We start from the raw sequence: 13,507 nt of genomic DNA on the forward strand, positions 1-13,507 counted from the left end.
GACTATGAAAGGCTATTTTAGCAGTGCATCTCCCCCGTGGGCAATCTGCTTATGCTTTATCGAGTAAATTGTACTTTTTCAGGATGCCTCGCAGTTGGTGATAGCTCAATCCTAGAAGCTCCGCGGTCTTTTTTTGATTATATTGGCTGTTTGAGAGTGCCTGCTGGATCAGATCCATTTCGTACTTCTCAGTTTGCTCTTTAAAATCCAGCGGGAAATTAAAGCTATTCATTGCAGGATCATTGTTGGCAACTGCTTCCGATTCAAGTGTTGGTACAACTTGGGGTGTACTGGCAACGGTTGTTGGCGTTACTAAGGGGAGTTGGCGCTCGCGGGTCTTGACCCGAGTTTTAGGCCGATAGGGTGAAGCAAAGGGATCAAGGGTAATATGATCGATTGGCCGATTTTCACCGCCATTGCGATAGACACTGCGCTCGACCACGTTTTTAAGTTCACGGATATTCCCCGGCCAGTCATGGGTCATTAACTGCTCGACCGCATGGGCGCTGAATCCACTAAATAGCTGTAGCTTCAATTGGCGCGCCATGCCAACGGCAAAGTATTCCGCCAGCGTCATAATGTCTTCAGGGCGACAGCGCAGTGGTGGCAGTGTGATCACATCGAAAGCGAGTCTATCGAGCAAGTCGGCACGAAATTCGCCAGCTTCGGCAAGCGAGGGGAGATCTTCGTTAGCGGCGCAGATTAAACGGACATCAGCCTGCACGGTTTTACTGCCGCCGACCCGTTCAAATTCGCCATATTCAATGACGCGCAGGAGCTTTTCTTGGATGAGCCCAGAGGTATTGGCTAATTCGTCGAGGAATAAGGTGCCGCCGTCGGCGCGCTCAAAGCGGCCTTCGTGTTTGCCTTTGGCGCCAGTAAAGGCGCCTGACTCATGGCCAAACAATTCGCTCTCGAGTAAATTTTCACTCAAAGATGAACAGTTTAGCTTAATAAAACTTTGATCCCAGCGCTTAGACAGATAATGTAAGCGTTCGGCAATAAGCTCTTTACCTGTGCCACGTTCACCAATAATCAGTACGGGTTTAGACAGCGGCGCTATTTGCGACACATGTTCTAACACTTCGAGTAGGGCGTTGGATTGGCCGATAAGGTTGTCTTGCTGAAATTTATTATCCACGATATTTTTTAGTCTTTCGCGCTAAAATTTGGTGAAAATGATAATAAGTGGCTTGAGACGTAAAAGGAAGTAAAAGTTAATGTTTTGTTTAAGTTGCTGTATTTAAACATGAAGTTAAAGTTGGCACGGTTAGTGTATTACCTTGTACGAGACCAACATCAATTTGAGGATAGGATTATGGGAATTTTCTCTCGTTTCGCCGATATCATTAACTCTAATATCAGCGCATTGCTGGATAAAGCCGAAGACCCAGAAAAAATGGTTCGACTGATTATCCAAGAAATGGAAGACACACTCGTTGAAGTGCGTTCTACCTCAGCTAAAGTGTTAGCTGAAAAGAAAGAGCTGCAACGTCGTATCAATCGCGTGTTAGAGCAAGTGCAAGATTGGCAAGATAAGGCTGAACTAGCGCTGTCCAAAGACCGTGAAGACTTAGCGAAAGCCGCTTTAGTTGAAAAACAAAAAGCGACCGGTTTAGCAGACACGCTGAATCAAGAGTTAGCCGTTATCGATGAACATATCGCACGCTTGAAAGATGAAGTGGGCATGTTGCAAGAAAAGCTGCTCGATGCAAAAGCACGTCAAAAGACCATTATTTTGCGCACTCAAACAGCGTCATCACGCTTAGAAGTGAAAAAGCAGTTAGATTCAAGCAAGATCGACAACGCTATGCTCAAGTTTGAGCAATATGAGCGCCGTGTCGAAGGCTTAGAAGCCCAAGTTGAATCCTACGATCTTGGCAGTAAGAAGACCTTAGCCGATGAGTTTGCGGCGCTAGAAGCGGAAGACTCTGTGAATGCAGAACTGGCAGCGCTAAAAGCCAAGGTAAAAGCTAAAGCGCCAATTAAGTCAAAAGAATAACAATTCAGAGGTGAGTTATGGATATGGACGTACTGATGGCGCCGATTATTATTTTCATGGTGATAGTCGCGCCAATATGGTTAGTTCTTCATTATCGCAGTAAGCGACAAGTGAGCCAGGGACTCACTGAGGAAGAGTTTTCACAACTCAATGACTTGATTGCCAAGGCCGATAAAATGGCGGCACGTATCGAAACCTTAGAGGCCATTCTGGATACAGAATCGCCTGAATGGAGGGGGAAAAATGAGAGGATCTAATGGCCGTACTTTGTACCGCATTCCCCAGTCAGGCAAAATAGCGGGTGTATGTGCAGGGATTGCCGAGTACTTTGCGATTGAGACTTGGTTAGTGCGAGTACTGGCGGTGTCTATCTTCTTACTCGGTGGCTCGGGTGTGGTGTTTATCATCTATGTTGCCCTGTGGGTGATTTTAGACATCAAGCCACAAAAGTCGTACGATAGGGACGATATTGAAGTGAAGAAGAAGCCGTGGCAGTCGGGAGAACCCGCAAAGCAAGCACTGAGTGACGTGAGCCGTCAATTTCGAAATTTGGAAGTCAGGCTGCAAAATTTAGAACGTCACGTCACCTCTGACAACTTTGATTTAAAGAGACAGATCAATAGTTTGTAACCCTTCTAAAGGGCGGCCATGTCCGCCCTTGTTGCTTAATCTCTGCTCCAATCCAGTGTATAGTTAACCTCATTCGACATAAGGGAAGTCTCTATGGGAATGCTTGATGCTTCACTCCATAAATTAACCCAAAAGGGTCAATCCCTGTTACATCGCACCGCGGACCGACATTTACGTTTGGCCGTGACTGGGCTTTCTGGTGCGGGAAAAACGGCGTTTATCACAGGGTTAGTGAATCAGTTACTCAATTCTGGGCCTGTTTCAACCTTACCCCATGCCCGTAATAACAGCGCTTTACCACTGTGGCAGGTGAGCCGCGATCAGCGTTTGCTCGGGGTTAAGCGTGCCATGCAGCCGGATCTGGAAATCGCCAGTTTTGATTATCAAGGCGCCATGTTAGCGCTCACTTCCGATCCAGCAACTTGGCCAGCCTCCACTCGCACTATTTCTGAATTACGATTGGCGATTAAATACCAGCCGCAAAAGGGCCTACTGGCTAAACTTTCCGATACCGCCACACTGTATTTGGACATAGTCGATTATCCCGGCGAATGGTTACTCGATTTACCTATGCTGCGCCAAGACTTCGTTACTTGGTGCCGTGCACAGCAAGTTCGCATTGAGAATCTTAAAAGCTCACCCTTGTATGCCCAGTTTGAACAATCTTTGATGTCATTAGATTTAGCCGCCAGCGCCGATGAGCAGCAATTAAAGCGGATTGCCGATCAATATCAGTTATTACTCAATGATTTAGTACATGTGCAAGGTTATTACCAAGCGCAACCAGGGCGCATGTTATTGCCGGGTGAATGGCAGGGCGCGCCCTTATTGGCTTTTTTCCCCCTGTTATTGGTCAATGATGAAAAGTTCGCAGCGCTTTCGCAAAGCGATAAACACAGTGGATTCCATGTACTGGAAAAACGCTATCAAGAATATGTAGCTAAGGTGGTTAAGCCTTTCTATAAAAATCACTTTGCCGGTTTTGATAGGCAACTCGTGCTAGTTGACTGTTTTAGTGCGTTGAATCGCGGTAAAAAGCAATTTGAGGATATGGGTGCGGCGCTCAATGCCATTATGGAAAGCTTTCAGTTTGGCCAATCGAGTTATTTACGGCGTTTATTTGCCCCCCGCATCGACCGTTTGTTGTTTGCCGCGAGCAAGGTCGACCATGTGACGCGCGATCAGCAGAGCCATGTTTTGTCCCTGCTGACCGATATGTTGAAACACAGCCAGCATTTTGCCAGCTTCGATGGTTGTAAAGTGGAGACGATGGCGATTAGCGCCATCAAGGCGACACGCCACGGCATGGTGACGACCCAAGAGGGCGAGGTCGAAGTCGTGCAGGGGATAGGGCTCAATGGCAAAGCCCTGACCTTGTTTCCAGGCGAAGTGCCCACTCGCTTACCTGAAGCTAATTTTTGGCGTGATCAAGGGTTTAACTTTATCGGCTTTGCACCACCGAGCAATGTCAATGTCGACCCATCTCAAGTGCACTTTGACCATATTCGTCTCGATCATTTGTTGCAGTACTTACTGGGAGATAAGTTGGAATGACGCTAAAGCTATCGGATAACGCTAATGAGCCGGCCTCCAATTCCTCTGCCAACTCATTTGAACGCTCGACTGAACAATCAGTTGAACAATCCATTGAACAACAGGCCATTAAACAAAAGCCGCTGAAAAAGCAGCAGCTGTTTGATCCACAAGTCGTGGCGCTCAAACCCAGCAAAGAGGAACTCAAAGGGGCTAAAGCCTTTGAACCGCATACGCCTGTGCAAGAAGTGGCTACCGATATTGAGGAATTGATGGATGAGACGCTGTCTGCCCATCCAAAAATGATCGATGCCAAATCGGTATCGCCTCAACTCGTTAAGTCACGCCGTTGGTCTTGGCTCGCTCGTCTGGCGGTATCGAGTTTATTGCTGCTCGTAGTGGTTCAAACGGGATTAGCACTGAGGGATGCTTGGTTTGAGAGCCCTTGGTTGTTCAGTTTTTATGGTGTGGTGCTTGGGGTCGTCAGTGCGTGGGCATTGGCGGGCGCAGTCAGTGAGTATCGTAAACTGAAGCGACTCAAACAGGTCGCCGATACCCAAGAAACTGGCGCTAGGCTGGCGCAGAGCATGCAAATGGGTGAGGCAGATAGCTTTATCGATAATATCGTGTGCCACTATGACGACAGTCAAGGTGTACAGCAACTTCGTCGCTCATTAAAGGATGAGCATAATGATGCCGAGAAAGTCTTGTTATTTGAGGACTTAGTTCTGACGGAGCGAGATGAACTGGCCAAAAAGGTGGTGCGACGCTATGCGGCTGAATCCGCAGTGTTACTGGCGGCCAGCCCGTTAGCCGTGCTCGATATGGCGATCATCCTATGGCGTAATCAACGTATGCTGCGCGATGTCGCCCGCTGTTATGGCATAGAGCTAGGCTATTGGAGCCGGATTAAACTTATCCGCAGTATTATCATCAATATTATTTATGCGGGCACCAGTGAGTTAGTCACAGATTTAGGTACACAGCTGTTATCAGTTGAAATGACAGGTAAATTGTCTGCTCGCTTGGCCCAAGGTTTAGGGGGCGGCATGCTAACTGCGCGCCTCGGATATCAAGCCATGGCGTTGTGTCGGCCGATTGTGTTTAGGGAAGAGCAAAGGCCTAAATTGTCTAAAGTGCATCAGGAATTGTTAATCGAACTGAAGCAGTTTTCAGGCAAGCTGTTTACCAAGGAAGGCCGCGACGCATTAAAAGGCCAGTTCGCCGACGTTGATGACAAGGTCTATCGGTCAGCTAAAGATAAGTCTAAAGAGTAGATGCTATTTAATATCATATAATTAACTGATTTTAACGGCCTAAAGTAGATGCGCTAATGGACTTGTTCCTTAGCGCATTTTTTATGATTTTTTACAGGTATCGAGTATGAAAAAATGCGACTTAGAAGTGTTATGTAACAAGTTAATTACACTTTGCGCGCTGCTATTTTCGCCATGCTACTGGCTTAAGTGCTTGGCCGCGTTATGGTAGGGCTTATTCGATAGGGCTAATGTTTCATTAACTTATCTATTGAATTGTCCATAATGCGGGCATTGAGCGCTCCACACCAACAATCAATCAAGAACGGGAACCGCTCAATGCCAATCACAAGGAGTTAGGTATGCAAGATGAGTCAGGCAAGATGTGGAAAGCGGCAACACAGGTTATTCATGGCGGCCATGAGCGTGAGGCCTTTGGTGCCTTAGTGACGCCGCTTTATCAAAGTGCGACTTTTGTGTTTGAGTCGGCGCAGCAAGGTGGTGAGCGATTTGCGGGTAATGAGCCGGGTTATATTTACACGCGCTTAGGGAATCCAACAACCGCCGAGCTTGAACGTAAAATGGCGATTTTAGAAGGGGCAGAGGCCGCTGCTGCAACGGCATCTGGCATGGGTGCAGTATCCGCCGCATTACTGGCCAACTTGCAGATGGGCGATCATTTAGTAGCATCCAATGCCGTATATGGTTGTACTTATGCGCTAATGACGACGCAGTTCGCTCGCTTTGGTATTGAAGTGTCCCTAGTGGACTTTTCATCGATAACAGAAACAGAAGCGGCGATTAAATCCAATACTAAGGTCATTTTCTGTGAGACCCCAGTCAATCCCCATTTGCAGGTGTTTGATTTAGCGGCAATTGCAAATATTGCCAAACGTCATCAACTGGTCAGTATTGTCGATAATACCTTTATGACGCCATTACTACAGAGACCGCTGGATTTTGGTATCGATTTAGTGATCCACAGTGCGACTAAATATTTGAATGGTCATGGCGATGTGATTGCGGGGATAGTGTGTGGCAGTGAAGAGCAGCTCCATAAAGTGAAGTATGAGATCTTAAAAGATATTGGTGCTGTGATATCGCCCCACGATGCTTGGCTGATCTTGCGCGGCCTTAAAACCTTAGACGTGCGTCTACAGCGCCATTGCGATAGCGCCCAGCGCGTGGCCGAGTTTTTGGCCGAACATCCCAGTATTAACCGCGTGTATTATCCTGGACTTGCCTCTCACCAAGGGCATCAATTTATTGGTCAACAGATGAAACGTGCCGGTGGGGTGATCGCATTTGAATTGGCGGCAAATTTGGAACAAGCCATGGCTTTTGTGGGTTATCTAAAGCTATTTTCTATAGCGGTGAGCTTAGGGGACGCAGAATCCCTCATTCAACATCCGGCATCGATGACGCACTCTCCCTATACGCCAGAGGCGAGAGCGGCGGCTGGGATTAGCGACAATCTGCTGCGGATTTCTATTGGCTTAGAAGATTGTGACGACATTATTGCCGACCTAAGCCAAGCCTTAGAGAGATTGGCATGATTGTAAAGTAGCGCATTCAACAGCGGTAAAAATAGGGCGCGAGTTGGCGCCCCATTTTTATGAGCAAACATGCGCGCTATTTTATGATTAAGCATGCGTTGAATAGGCCTGAAGTTTAGGGATAGGTAATATTTGTTGTTGTGATTTGGTAATTCAGAAGAGCTTAGTCTATTTTTGATTTGAGGCCACGGAAGTAGGACGAAAGGCCGAATATCATGGAAAGAGGAACTATTATGAAGACCAAACTCAATATAACGGCTATTGTGAGTGCAATTGCACTTACTGCATTAGTAGCAGCCCCTGCAATGGCAGCGGATCCCGTCAAAGAAGCCACAAAAGTACAGACTCAAGCAAAGATGGATGTGAAGGATGCTGCATCGGAAGCGAAAAAAGCGATGCCAGATACCGCTCAAGTTAATATCAATACCGCCTCCTTTGAACAGTTGCAAATGTTGAAGGGGATCGGCGCCGCCAAGGCTCAGGCCATTATAGATTACCGTACTCAGAATGGTAAGTTTAAGGCGGTTGATGATTTAGCGAATGTCTCTGGTATAGGTGCAAAACTGATTGAACAGAATCGACATTTGATGAAGATCTGAATCATTAATCAGTGCCAAATAATGATTATTTGAGCGTAAAAACGACAAAAAGCCTACAAATGTAGGCTTTTATCATTTAAATACTTTGGTTTGCCTATAGATTGTCCACTTAAGCAGGATATTTGCCAAATGGGTGGATTAGCACTTGATCCCTTAGATGCCATAGGGGATAATCCGCGTCGTTCAGTCATCATCAATGATGTACTCGAAGTTATGGTGACCCTAGGGTCCCCCCGCAATGATAACTTGTGAACTCGGCCAGGCCCGGAAGGGAGCAACCGCAGCAAGCGACTCGTGTGCCGGGGTGTCGGCTCTAGGGGAACCTCCAATTCCTGCTTATTTATCTTAGTTTTCTGCCAAATTTCAATCTTATTTAGCTTCACGTTATCATTATTCTGATAACAGCTGCCGTTGGCAAAAAATTAATATTCAGTTTCTTCTTGTAACCTTTTTTGTAGATTCTGTTTGAGGAAGGCACGGGATTTTTCTAATGCGGCTTGAATTTCCCGCTTCAGCTCCTGCAACTCGTTGTAGTCTTCAAAAAAGTAAGTGTCGACGAGGTGGCGTATATAACGTACGGGCAGTTGGTTGAGTGTTACACAACAGAGATCGGCTAAATAATCCTCTGGCAGTTCGTCCATAAGTCCTTCATCTGATAACATTTCCATTAAGAGAACTTCGTAATAATTACGGATTTCGAGTTGCATCGCTGTGCTCCATGATGGTTTTTATTGAGTTTGCTACCACAAATGGTTTGCCGCAATAAAAAGTTGGCTGTGTCTTTGGCTTAATTGTAGTGCGTCTCTGCTATAACCGCCGCCTATCACTGCTGCAATTGGAATATTTGCCGATTTTGCGATTGATAATACAGTTAAATCCCGTCTGAACAGCCCTTCTTGGCTGATATTAAGCAAACCGAGATCGTCATTCTGATGAATATCGACCCCTGCATCATAGAGGATAAGATCCGGCTGGTGGATCCGAATGAGCAGGGCAAGCGTTTGCTCAACGGTTTCGATATAGGCTTTATCATCGACGCCCTTTGAAAGCTCAATATCATAGTGGGAGCTTTGTTTACGGCTAGGAAAGTTTTCTTTGCAATGGATTGAGCAACTGATGATCCCATTATGCCTATGGCTCAGGGTGGCGCTACCGTCACCTTGATGTACATCACAGTCAAAAATGAGCACACTATGGAGTTGTTTTGCTGCAATAACTTTTTGGGCTGCGATGATTAAGTCATTGAAAATACAGTAGCCACTACCAAAGTCATAGTGAGCATGGTGATAACCCCCCGTTAAATGCAGGCTAATACCATGTTCAATGGCCAATGAGGCTGTGAGTGTCGTGCCAGCCACAGAATGCAAGGTGCGCTCGACTAAGGCCTCACTCCAAGGAAACCCAATTCGCCTGAGCGCCATCGTTGGCAAAGTCCCAGTGATAAACTGCTCGACGTACTCTTTTTGATGCACTTGCATAACATCCTGTGCCGTCATAGCGATAGGTGCATGAAACTGCGCAGGTGTGGCAAGCTGATTATCGAATAAGTATTGTCGAAGATTTGCGTATTTTGTGGTGGGAAATTTGTGGTGAGAGGGAAGCGCCAGCTTGGAATAGCTGGCGTGATAAACCAATGGGATCATAGTCAATATCGACTAAACCTCGTTATAGCAAGGTGTTATAGCTGAGAAATCGCCCAGCTCATAAATTCTTTACGTGTTTTCTCATCGGCTTGCAGCCACCAATACTGCAACATTTGCTGGGGATTCGCTCCCGCAGCCTTAGATGCATCGACCGGCTTCGTTAATGAAGTCGCATTCACCGCGGCTTGGGTAGATGTTGGCGCAGCGGCTACCACGACGGCTGTGGCGCCCGCTGCTCCAGTGGCTGCTGCAGCCGTACCTGATACATCAACTGCTTGGTTACCACTGAATAGGCGAGAAACAAAACTTTCTTCTTCAATATCGGTATTGGCAACTTGATAGTTGACTTGGCCTTTGTCACTGCGGGTTAACACTACCTGTGGGTTTTGTGCATAGGACTTAGGTTTTTTTACCACTTTACCTTCGGCGGCGCGTAGATAATATTGATGATCACCATCGACTTCTAAGGTCACGATAAAAGGGGCTGACTTTACAAAGGTTTGGCTATCACTAAAGTCATCTTCGACCATTTCATGGTAACGAATGGCGATTTTGTGGGTGCCGGGCGCCAATTCTAAACTGCTCTTGTGATTGAATACGCTGGACTCGACTTTTTTGCCATCGAGGGCAAGGTATTCGAAGGACATGGGAATATTCAGATCTGCAGCAAAGGCTGAGGCAGAGCCGAGTAACACGAGCAGACTACTGATTGGCAAAAGTGATTTCATTATTGTTCCTTAACGATTATGGCTCTGATGCGGACGTTCGAATGCTTGAATGCGATCTTCTATGTAACTGATAGCTTGTCTGCATTTCCCTAGACGACGATGCATCAAAAGGATGTCATTTTGCAAACTGATTTTGTCAGCACTATGACAGTTTTCAAGTTTTGATTCCATTTCTGCAATTTTTTGTTCAAATTTTTTCGCCCAGTTTAGGTGCTTGTTCAATTCCTCGTAAATTTCATGGCTATTTTGTAGCACATTGCTGGCAATCCAGCCAAATCCGCTTTCTTGATGGGATAGGGCTTGGCGCTTAGCAAACCGTGCGCGGCTACTGGCGCGTTGCTGGTTTTTTGATTTTAAATCAATGGATGTGGTCAATAGTGCCCGCTTTACGGCTGTGAATCTATCTTGAATGCGTTCACAACTTAACGTGATAGTGTGAGGTGCGAGTTTGAGGTTAATTTGTTTTTCCAACTGACTGATGCTACTTCGGATCTGTTCGATGCAGGGCATTAGCTGGGCGCCATGCTGAATAAATAACGATTGGTTAAAACGTTCGGTATCCTGCAACAGTTTTCGTTGCTGTGGTGCGAGGTGGTTATCGTGTTGAATGACTTCCTGCTCGAGAGCTTTTAGTTGATTTTTCAGGATGCTGAGTAGCTGCTTTGTATTCAAAACCATGCACTCCAAACTAAATTTGCCGCAATCGCTAGTACAATTAGTACAAACAAAGGCCGAATAAAGGGGAAGCCCAATTTAATCGCACAGCGGGCGCCGATAAACGAGCCTAACATCATGCACAAGCCCATCCAAAGCCCTATTTGCCATTGTACTTGCCCTAGCCAAGCAAAAATCCCTAAGGAGGTGAGGTTACTAGTGAATGTCATCGCTCGGGCAAGGCCGCAGCTGTGAAGCAGGGGTAATTTATAGAGAGTCCCTGCGCTGACAGTCCAAAATGCGCCAATCCCTGGGCCTGCAAAGCCATCATAGGCGCCTAGGATCAGCCCTTGTAGTCCTTGCTTTTGTCTCGGTGGGGGCTGAATCAATGCTTGGCAATCGGTATCGGATATCGCATTTGGGCTCACTAAGCTATAGACAGCTATACCGATAATGAGTAGGGGCAAGATTTTTTCGAGCCACTGCGTGTCGAGCAAATAAACTAATAGGCTACCAAGGGCGGCACCTACAAAAGTGGCAATAAAAGCTATGTACCAGAATGCGGGTTTAAAGAGATGTTGGCGGTAGTAGGTCCATGCTGCCATGGATGAGCCAAAACTTGCTGCGAGTTTATTCGTGCCAAGGACAGTGTGTGGGGCAATGCCAAGCGTTAAAAGTGCCGGAATTGACAATAGACCACCGCCGCCAACGACGGCATCGATAAAACCTGCGATAAGACCTATGACTGCCAACAGGGCCCAGTTGCTGGGCTCGAGTAACAACTCCAAATTTAAATCCTACTCTATGACACGTCTAAAGGGAGGTAAGGCATCTAACAGGGATTTACCGTAGCGTTTAGTCACTAAGCGCCTATCTAGAATAGTTACGCGACCATAATCCTGTTCTTTACGCAGTAATCTACCACAACTTTGGATGAGCTTGCGCGAGGCATCTGGAATTGTCAGTTGTAAGAAGGGGTTGCCACCTTTGACTTTGACATATTCAGCATGGGCTTGTTCAACGGGTGAGGTGGGGACTGCAAAGGGTAGCTTAGTGACAATCAGATTAGTCAGATAATCCCCTGGTAAGTCGAGTCCTTCCGAAAAACTGCCTGTACCAAACAAAATGCTGGGTTCACCTTTATCACACTTTGCTTTATGATTTTCGAGCAATTGCTGCCTTGGGGCATTGCCTTGGATAAGCAGTTCAGTTGTCAGTTTACCTTCAAGTAATTCAACCACTTTTTCCATTTGCCAGTAAGATGCAAACAGCACTAAAGTTGCCATTTCCCCCTCAATCAATTCAATGATTTGCTCGGCTAACTCTTCGGTATAGGCATCATCCGTAGGCTCAGTTTTCATCTTGGGTAAATAGAGTGTGGCATTATTGGGGTAATCGAAGGGAGATTGCAGCGCTAAATAACGACTACCATCATTGAGGGATAAACCGATCTGATGGGCGAAGTGATCAAAGTTATTGAGGGCTCGTAGGGTAGCACTGCATAACACGACTCCTGCAGCTTTTTGCCACAGCATAGATTCGAGCATAAAGCCGACTTCGATGGGGGAAGCACTGAACAGGTAATCCACTTGCTTACCTGTGATAAGTTCAATCCAGCGTGCCATTGGCGCACCTTTATGGGTGTCTTCCTTGGCCATCATGCGCCATAGCTTTTGCAGATTCTCGAGGCGCTGTAACATAAACCCCATTTCGGCTTGCAATGCTTCGGACTGATGTTTGGGGATATCACCGTCTTTAATGGCTTCTGTGAGCAACAATTGCATCTTGTTAAATTGCTTAAGGGCAAGATTGGCTGTGGTGGCTAAGTTTTCGGCTGGGATCCTAAGGGGCTCCGGCAGCTTACCATGTTCAAAGCGATAGCGGCTTTCTGGATTGGCAAATTGTTTGGTTTGGGTATCGCAATAGTGGGCGACTTGATTAAGCTGGGCGATAAGATCGCCAATATGGTCCTGCATTGCCTGTGCGGGGGCGATGATATTATTGCTTTTTATCTGATTTTGTAATTTGGCGCTGGTCTTGCCGACCTTTTCAAGCCAGTCGGCTGCGCCCCTCAGGGTCGCCTGTGCGCTGGAAAAGTCCCGCGCCACAATGGGCAGATGGTGGGCCTCATCGATAACATAAAAGACCTCTTCGGGATCGGGCAGGATCACACCACCACCTAATTCTAAATCGGCAAACAGCAAACTGTGGTTAGCGATCAGCACATCCCATGTATCCACGTCTTCACGAGCCTTGTGGAAGGGGCAATTTCTGTGACTCGCCACTTGCCGATGACAGCTGTGTTTATCGCAGGCTATTTGCTGCCAAAGGTGATCGGGGATGGGGGAGGCCAAAGTATCGAGTTCGCCATTCCAGCGTCCTTCGGTATAGTCCTTTAGCAATTCATGCAACATGGCAATCTGGCTATTATCGGGCTTAGTTTGCCACATAGCCATTTGGGTACTGTTATCATCACCAATCAACATGGCTAATTTCGAAAGGCAAACATACCGCTGGCGACCTTTTACTAGACCAAAGCGAAAATTTAACCCTGACTGTGCAAGAAAGAAGGGAAGATCTTTGTGCAGTAACTGCTCCTGTAGTGCGACTGTTGCGGTGGCTATACAGACCTTTTTCTTGCTTGCGAGGGCGAGCGGAATAGTGCCCAAAATGTAAGACAATGATTTACCAATGCCAGTGCCAGCTTCGACCACAATAATACGCCTGTCTTTGTCGTAATCACCGGCGAGGGTCTTAGAAATTTCGGCCACCATATAATTTTGTTCGCGGCGCGGCCTAAAATTAGGCAAGGCGCTGGCGATATCTTTATAGATGGCGCGGATCTGGGTTTTTACATTGTCAGGTAACATGCGTCACTACTTTATCGAATTAATGCTGTACATAAT

Annotated in this window: 14 protein-coding genes and 1 other RNA gene; 8 read left to right on the top strand and 7 right to left on the bottom strand. The window is 46.7% G+C overall.

The annotated features are described in order from the left end of the window. Positions 1-49: 49 nt before the first annotated feature. Positions 50-1,141, bottom strand: coding sequence for a phage shock protein operon transcriptional activator (gene pspF / locus SOHN41_RS07290; RefSeq protein WP_007647180.1), 1,092 nt, complete (start codon positions 1,139-1,141; stop codon positions 50-52). A gap of 177 nt (positions 1,142-1,318) precedes the next feature. Here pspF and pspA point away from each other — a divergent pair, with 177 nt between their 5' ends. From pspA to ffs, 8 genes are all read left to right on the top strand, one after another. Continuing rightward, positions 1,319-2,002, top strand: coding sequence for a phage shock protein PspA (gene pspA, locus SOHN41_RS07295; protein WP_007647181.1), 684 nt, complete (start codon positions 1,319-1,321; stop codon positions 2,000-2,002). A 17-nt stretch (positions 2,003-2,019) separates the two neighbouring features. Further along, positions 2,020-2,259 (top strand): envelope stress response membrane protein PspB, encoded by a 240-nt coding sequence (gene pspB, locus SOHN41_RS07300; RefSeq protein ID WP_007647182.1) that lies wholly within the window; start codon positions 2,020-2,022, stop codon positions 2,257-2,259. Beyond that, positions 2,246-2,632 (top strand): envelope stress response membrane protein PspC, encoded by a 387-nt coding sequence (gene pspC, locus SOHN41_RS07305; protein WP_007647186.1) that lies wholly within the window; start codon positions 2,246-2,248, stop codon positions 2,630-2,632. The genes pspB and pspC overlap by 14 nt, the downstream gene beginning before the upstream one ends. 93 nt (positions 2,633-2,725) lie before the next feature. Continuing rightward, entirely contained in the window at positions 2,726-4,186 is a 1,461-nt protein-coding gene (locus SOHN41_RS07310; protein ID WP_007647187.1) for a YcjX family protein, read from the top strand. Then, on the top strand, positions 4,183-5,442 hold the full coding sequence (locus tag SOHN41_RS07315; RefSeq protein ID WP_007647189.1) for a YcjF family protein: 1,260 nt from the start codon (positions 4,183-4,185) through the stop codon (positions 5,440-5,442). Before SOHN41_RS07310 ends, SOHN41_RS07315 begins: the two co-directional genes overlap by 4 nt. Positions 5,443-5,783: 341 nt before the next feature. After that, positions 5,784-6,977, top strand: a complete 1,194-nt coding sequence (gene megL, locus SOHN41_RS07320; RefSeq protein ID WP_007647191.1) for a methionine gamma-lyase — start codon at positions 5,784-5,786, stop codon at positions 6,975-6,977. Between the two features lie 233 nt (positions 6,978-7,210). Then, a complete protein-coding gene (locus SOHN41_RS07325; protein WP_007647193.1) occupies positions 7,211-7,576 on the top strand; it encodes a ComEA family DNA-binding protein in 366 nt (121 codons plus the stop codon). A 222-nt stretch (positions 7,577-7,798) separates the two neighbouring features. After that, positions 7,799-7,896: signal recognition particle sRNA small type (ffs, locus tag SOHN41_RS19820), an RNA gene on the top strand. Positions 7,897-7,998: 102 nt separating this feature from the next. On the opposite strand, the gene SOHN41_RS07330 is transcribed toward ffs, so the two are convergent. From SOHN41_RS07330 to dinG, 6 genes are read right to left on the bottom strand one after another with little or no spacing between them, the layout of a single operon-like run. After that, complete coding sequence (locus tag SOHN41_RS07330; RefSeq protein ID WP_007647196.1) at positions 7,999-8,283, bottom strand: late competence development ComFB family protein; 285 nt, start codon at positions 8,281-8,283, stop codon at positions 7,999-8,001. A gap of 33 nt (positions 8,284-8,316) precedes the next feature. Continuing rightward, positions 8,317-9,225 carry a histone deacetylase gene (locus tag SOHN41_RS07335; protein ID WP_007647198.1) on the bottom strand — a complete coding sequence of 303 codons (909 nt, stop codon included), beginning with the start codon at positions 9,223-9,225 and terminating at the stop codon, positions 8,317-8,319. A 29-nt stretch (positions 9,226-9,254) separates the two neighbouring features. Further along, positions 9,255-9,947, bottom strand: a complete 693-nt coding sequence (locus tag SOHN41_RS07340) for a DUF2057 domain-containing protein (RefSeq protein WP_007647200.1) — start codon at positions 9,945-9,947, stop codon at positions 9,255-9,257. 9 nt (positions 9,948-9,956) lie between these two features. Further along, positions 9,957-10,619, bottom strand: coding sequence for a primosomal replication protein (locus SOHN41_RS07345; protein ID WP_037458436.1), 663 nt, complete (start codon positions 10,617-10,619; stop codon positions 9,957-9,959). Beyond that, the gene (locus SOHN41_RS07350) at positions 10,616-11,389 is read right to left on the bottom strand and encodes a sulfite exporter TauE/SafE family protein (RefSeq protein ID WP_007647206.1); all 774 of its coding nucleotides are present in this window, start codon (positions 11,387-11,389) and stop codon (positions 10,616-10,618) included. The genes SOHN41_RS07345 and SOHN41_RS07350 overlap by 4 nt, the downstream gene beginning before the upstream one ends. A gap of 9 nt (positions 11,390-11,398) precedes the next feature. Next, on the bottom strand, positions 11,399-13,471 hold the full coding sequence (gene dinG / locus SOHN41_RS07355) for an ATP-dependent DNA helicase DinG (RefSeq protein ID WP_007647209.1): 2,073 nt from the start codon (positions 13,469-13,471) through the stop codon (positions 11,399-11,401). Positions 13,472-13,507: the final 36 nt, after the last annotated feature.

Origin of the sequence: Shewanella sp. HN-41 (assembly GCF_000217915.1) — a bacterium.
GTDB lineage: Bacteria > Pseudomonadota > Gammaproteobacteria > Enterobacterales > Shewanellaceae > Shewanella.

Coding starts and splice junctions, on each gene's coding strand:
- pspA (WP_007647181.1), top strand. CDS start 1,319: ATGGGAATTTTCTCTCGTTTCGCCGATATCATTAACTCTAATATCAGC.
- pspB (WP_007647182.1), top strand. CDS start 2,020: ATGGATATGGACGTACTGATGGCGCCGATTATTATTTTCATGGTGATA.
- pspC (WP_007647186.1), top strand. CDS start 2,246: ATGAGAGGATCTAATGGCCGTACTTTGTACCGCATTCCCCAGTCAGGC.
- SOHN41_RS07310 (WP_007647187.1), top strand. CDS start 2,726: ATGGGAATGCTTGATGCTTCACTCCATAAATTAACCCAAAAGGGTCAA.
- SOHN41_RS07315 (WP_007647189.1), top strand. CDS start 4,183: ATGACGCTAAAGCTATCGGATAACGCTAATGAGCCGGCCTCCAATTCC.
- megL (WP_007647191.1), top strand. CDS start 5,784: ATGCAAGATGAGTCAGGCAAGATGTGGAAAGCGGCAACACAGGTTATT.
- SOHN41_RS07325 (WP_007647193.1), top strand. CDS start 7,211: ATGAAGACCAAACTCAATATAACGGCTATTGTGAGTGCAATTGCACTT.
- SOHN41_RS07330 (WP_007647196.1), bottom strand. CDS start 8,283: ATGCAACTCGAAATCCGTAATTATTACGAAGTTCTCTTAATGGAAATG.
- SOHN41_RS07340 (WP_007647200.1), bottom strand. CDS start 9,947: ATGAAATCACTTTTGCCAATCAGTAGTCTGCTCGTGTTACTCGGCTCT.
- dinG (WP_007647209.1), bottom strand. CDS start 13,471: ATGTTACCTGACAATGTAAAAACCCAGATCCGCGCCATCTATAAAGAT.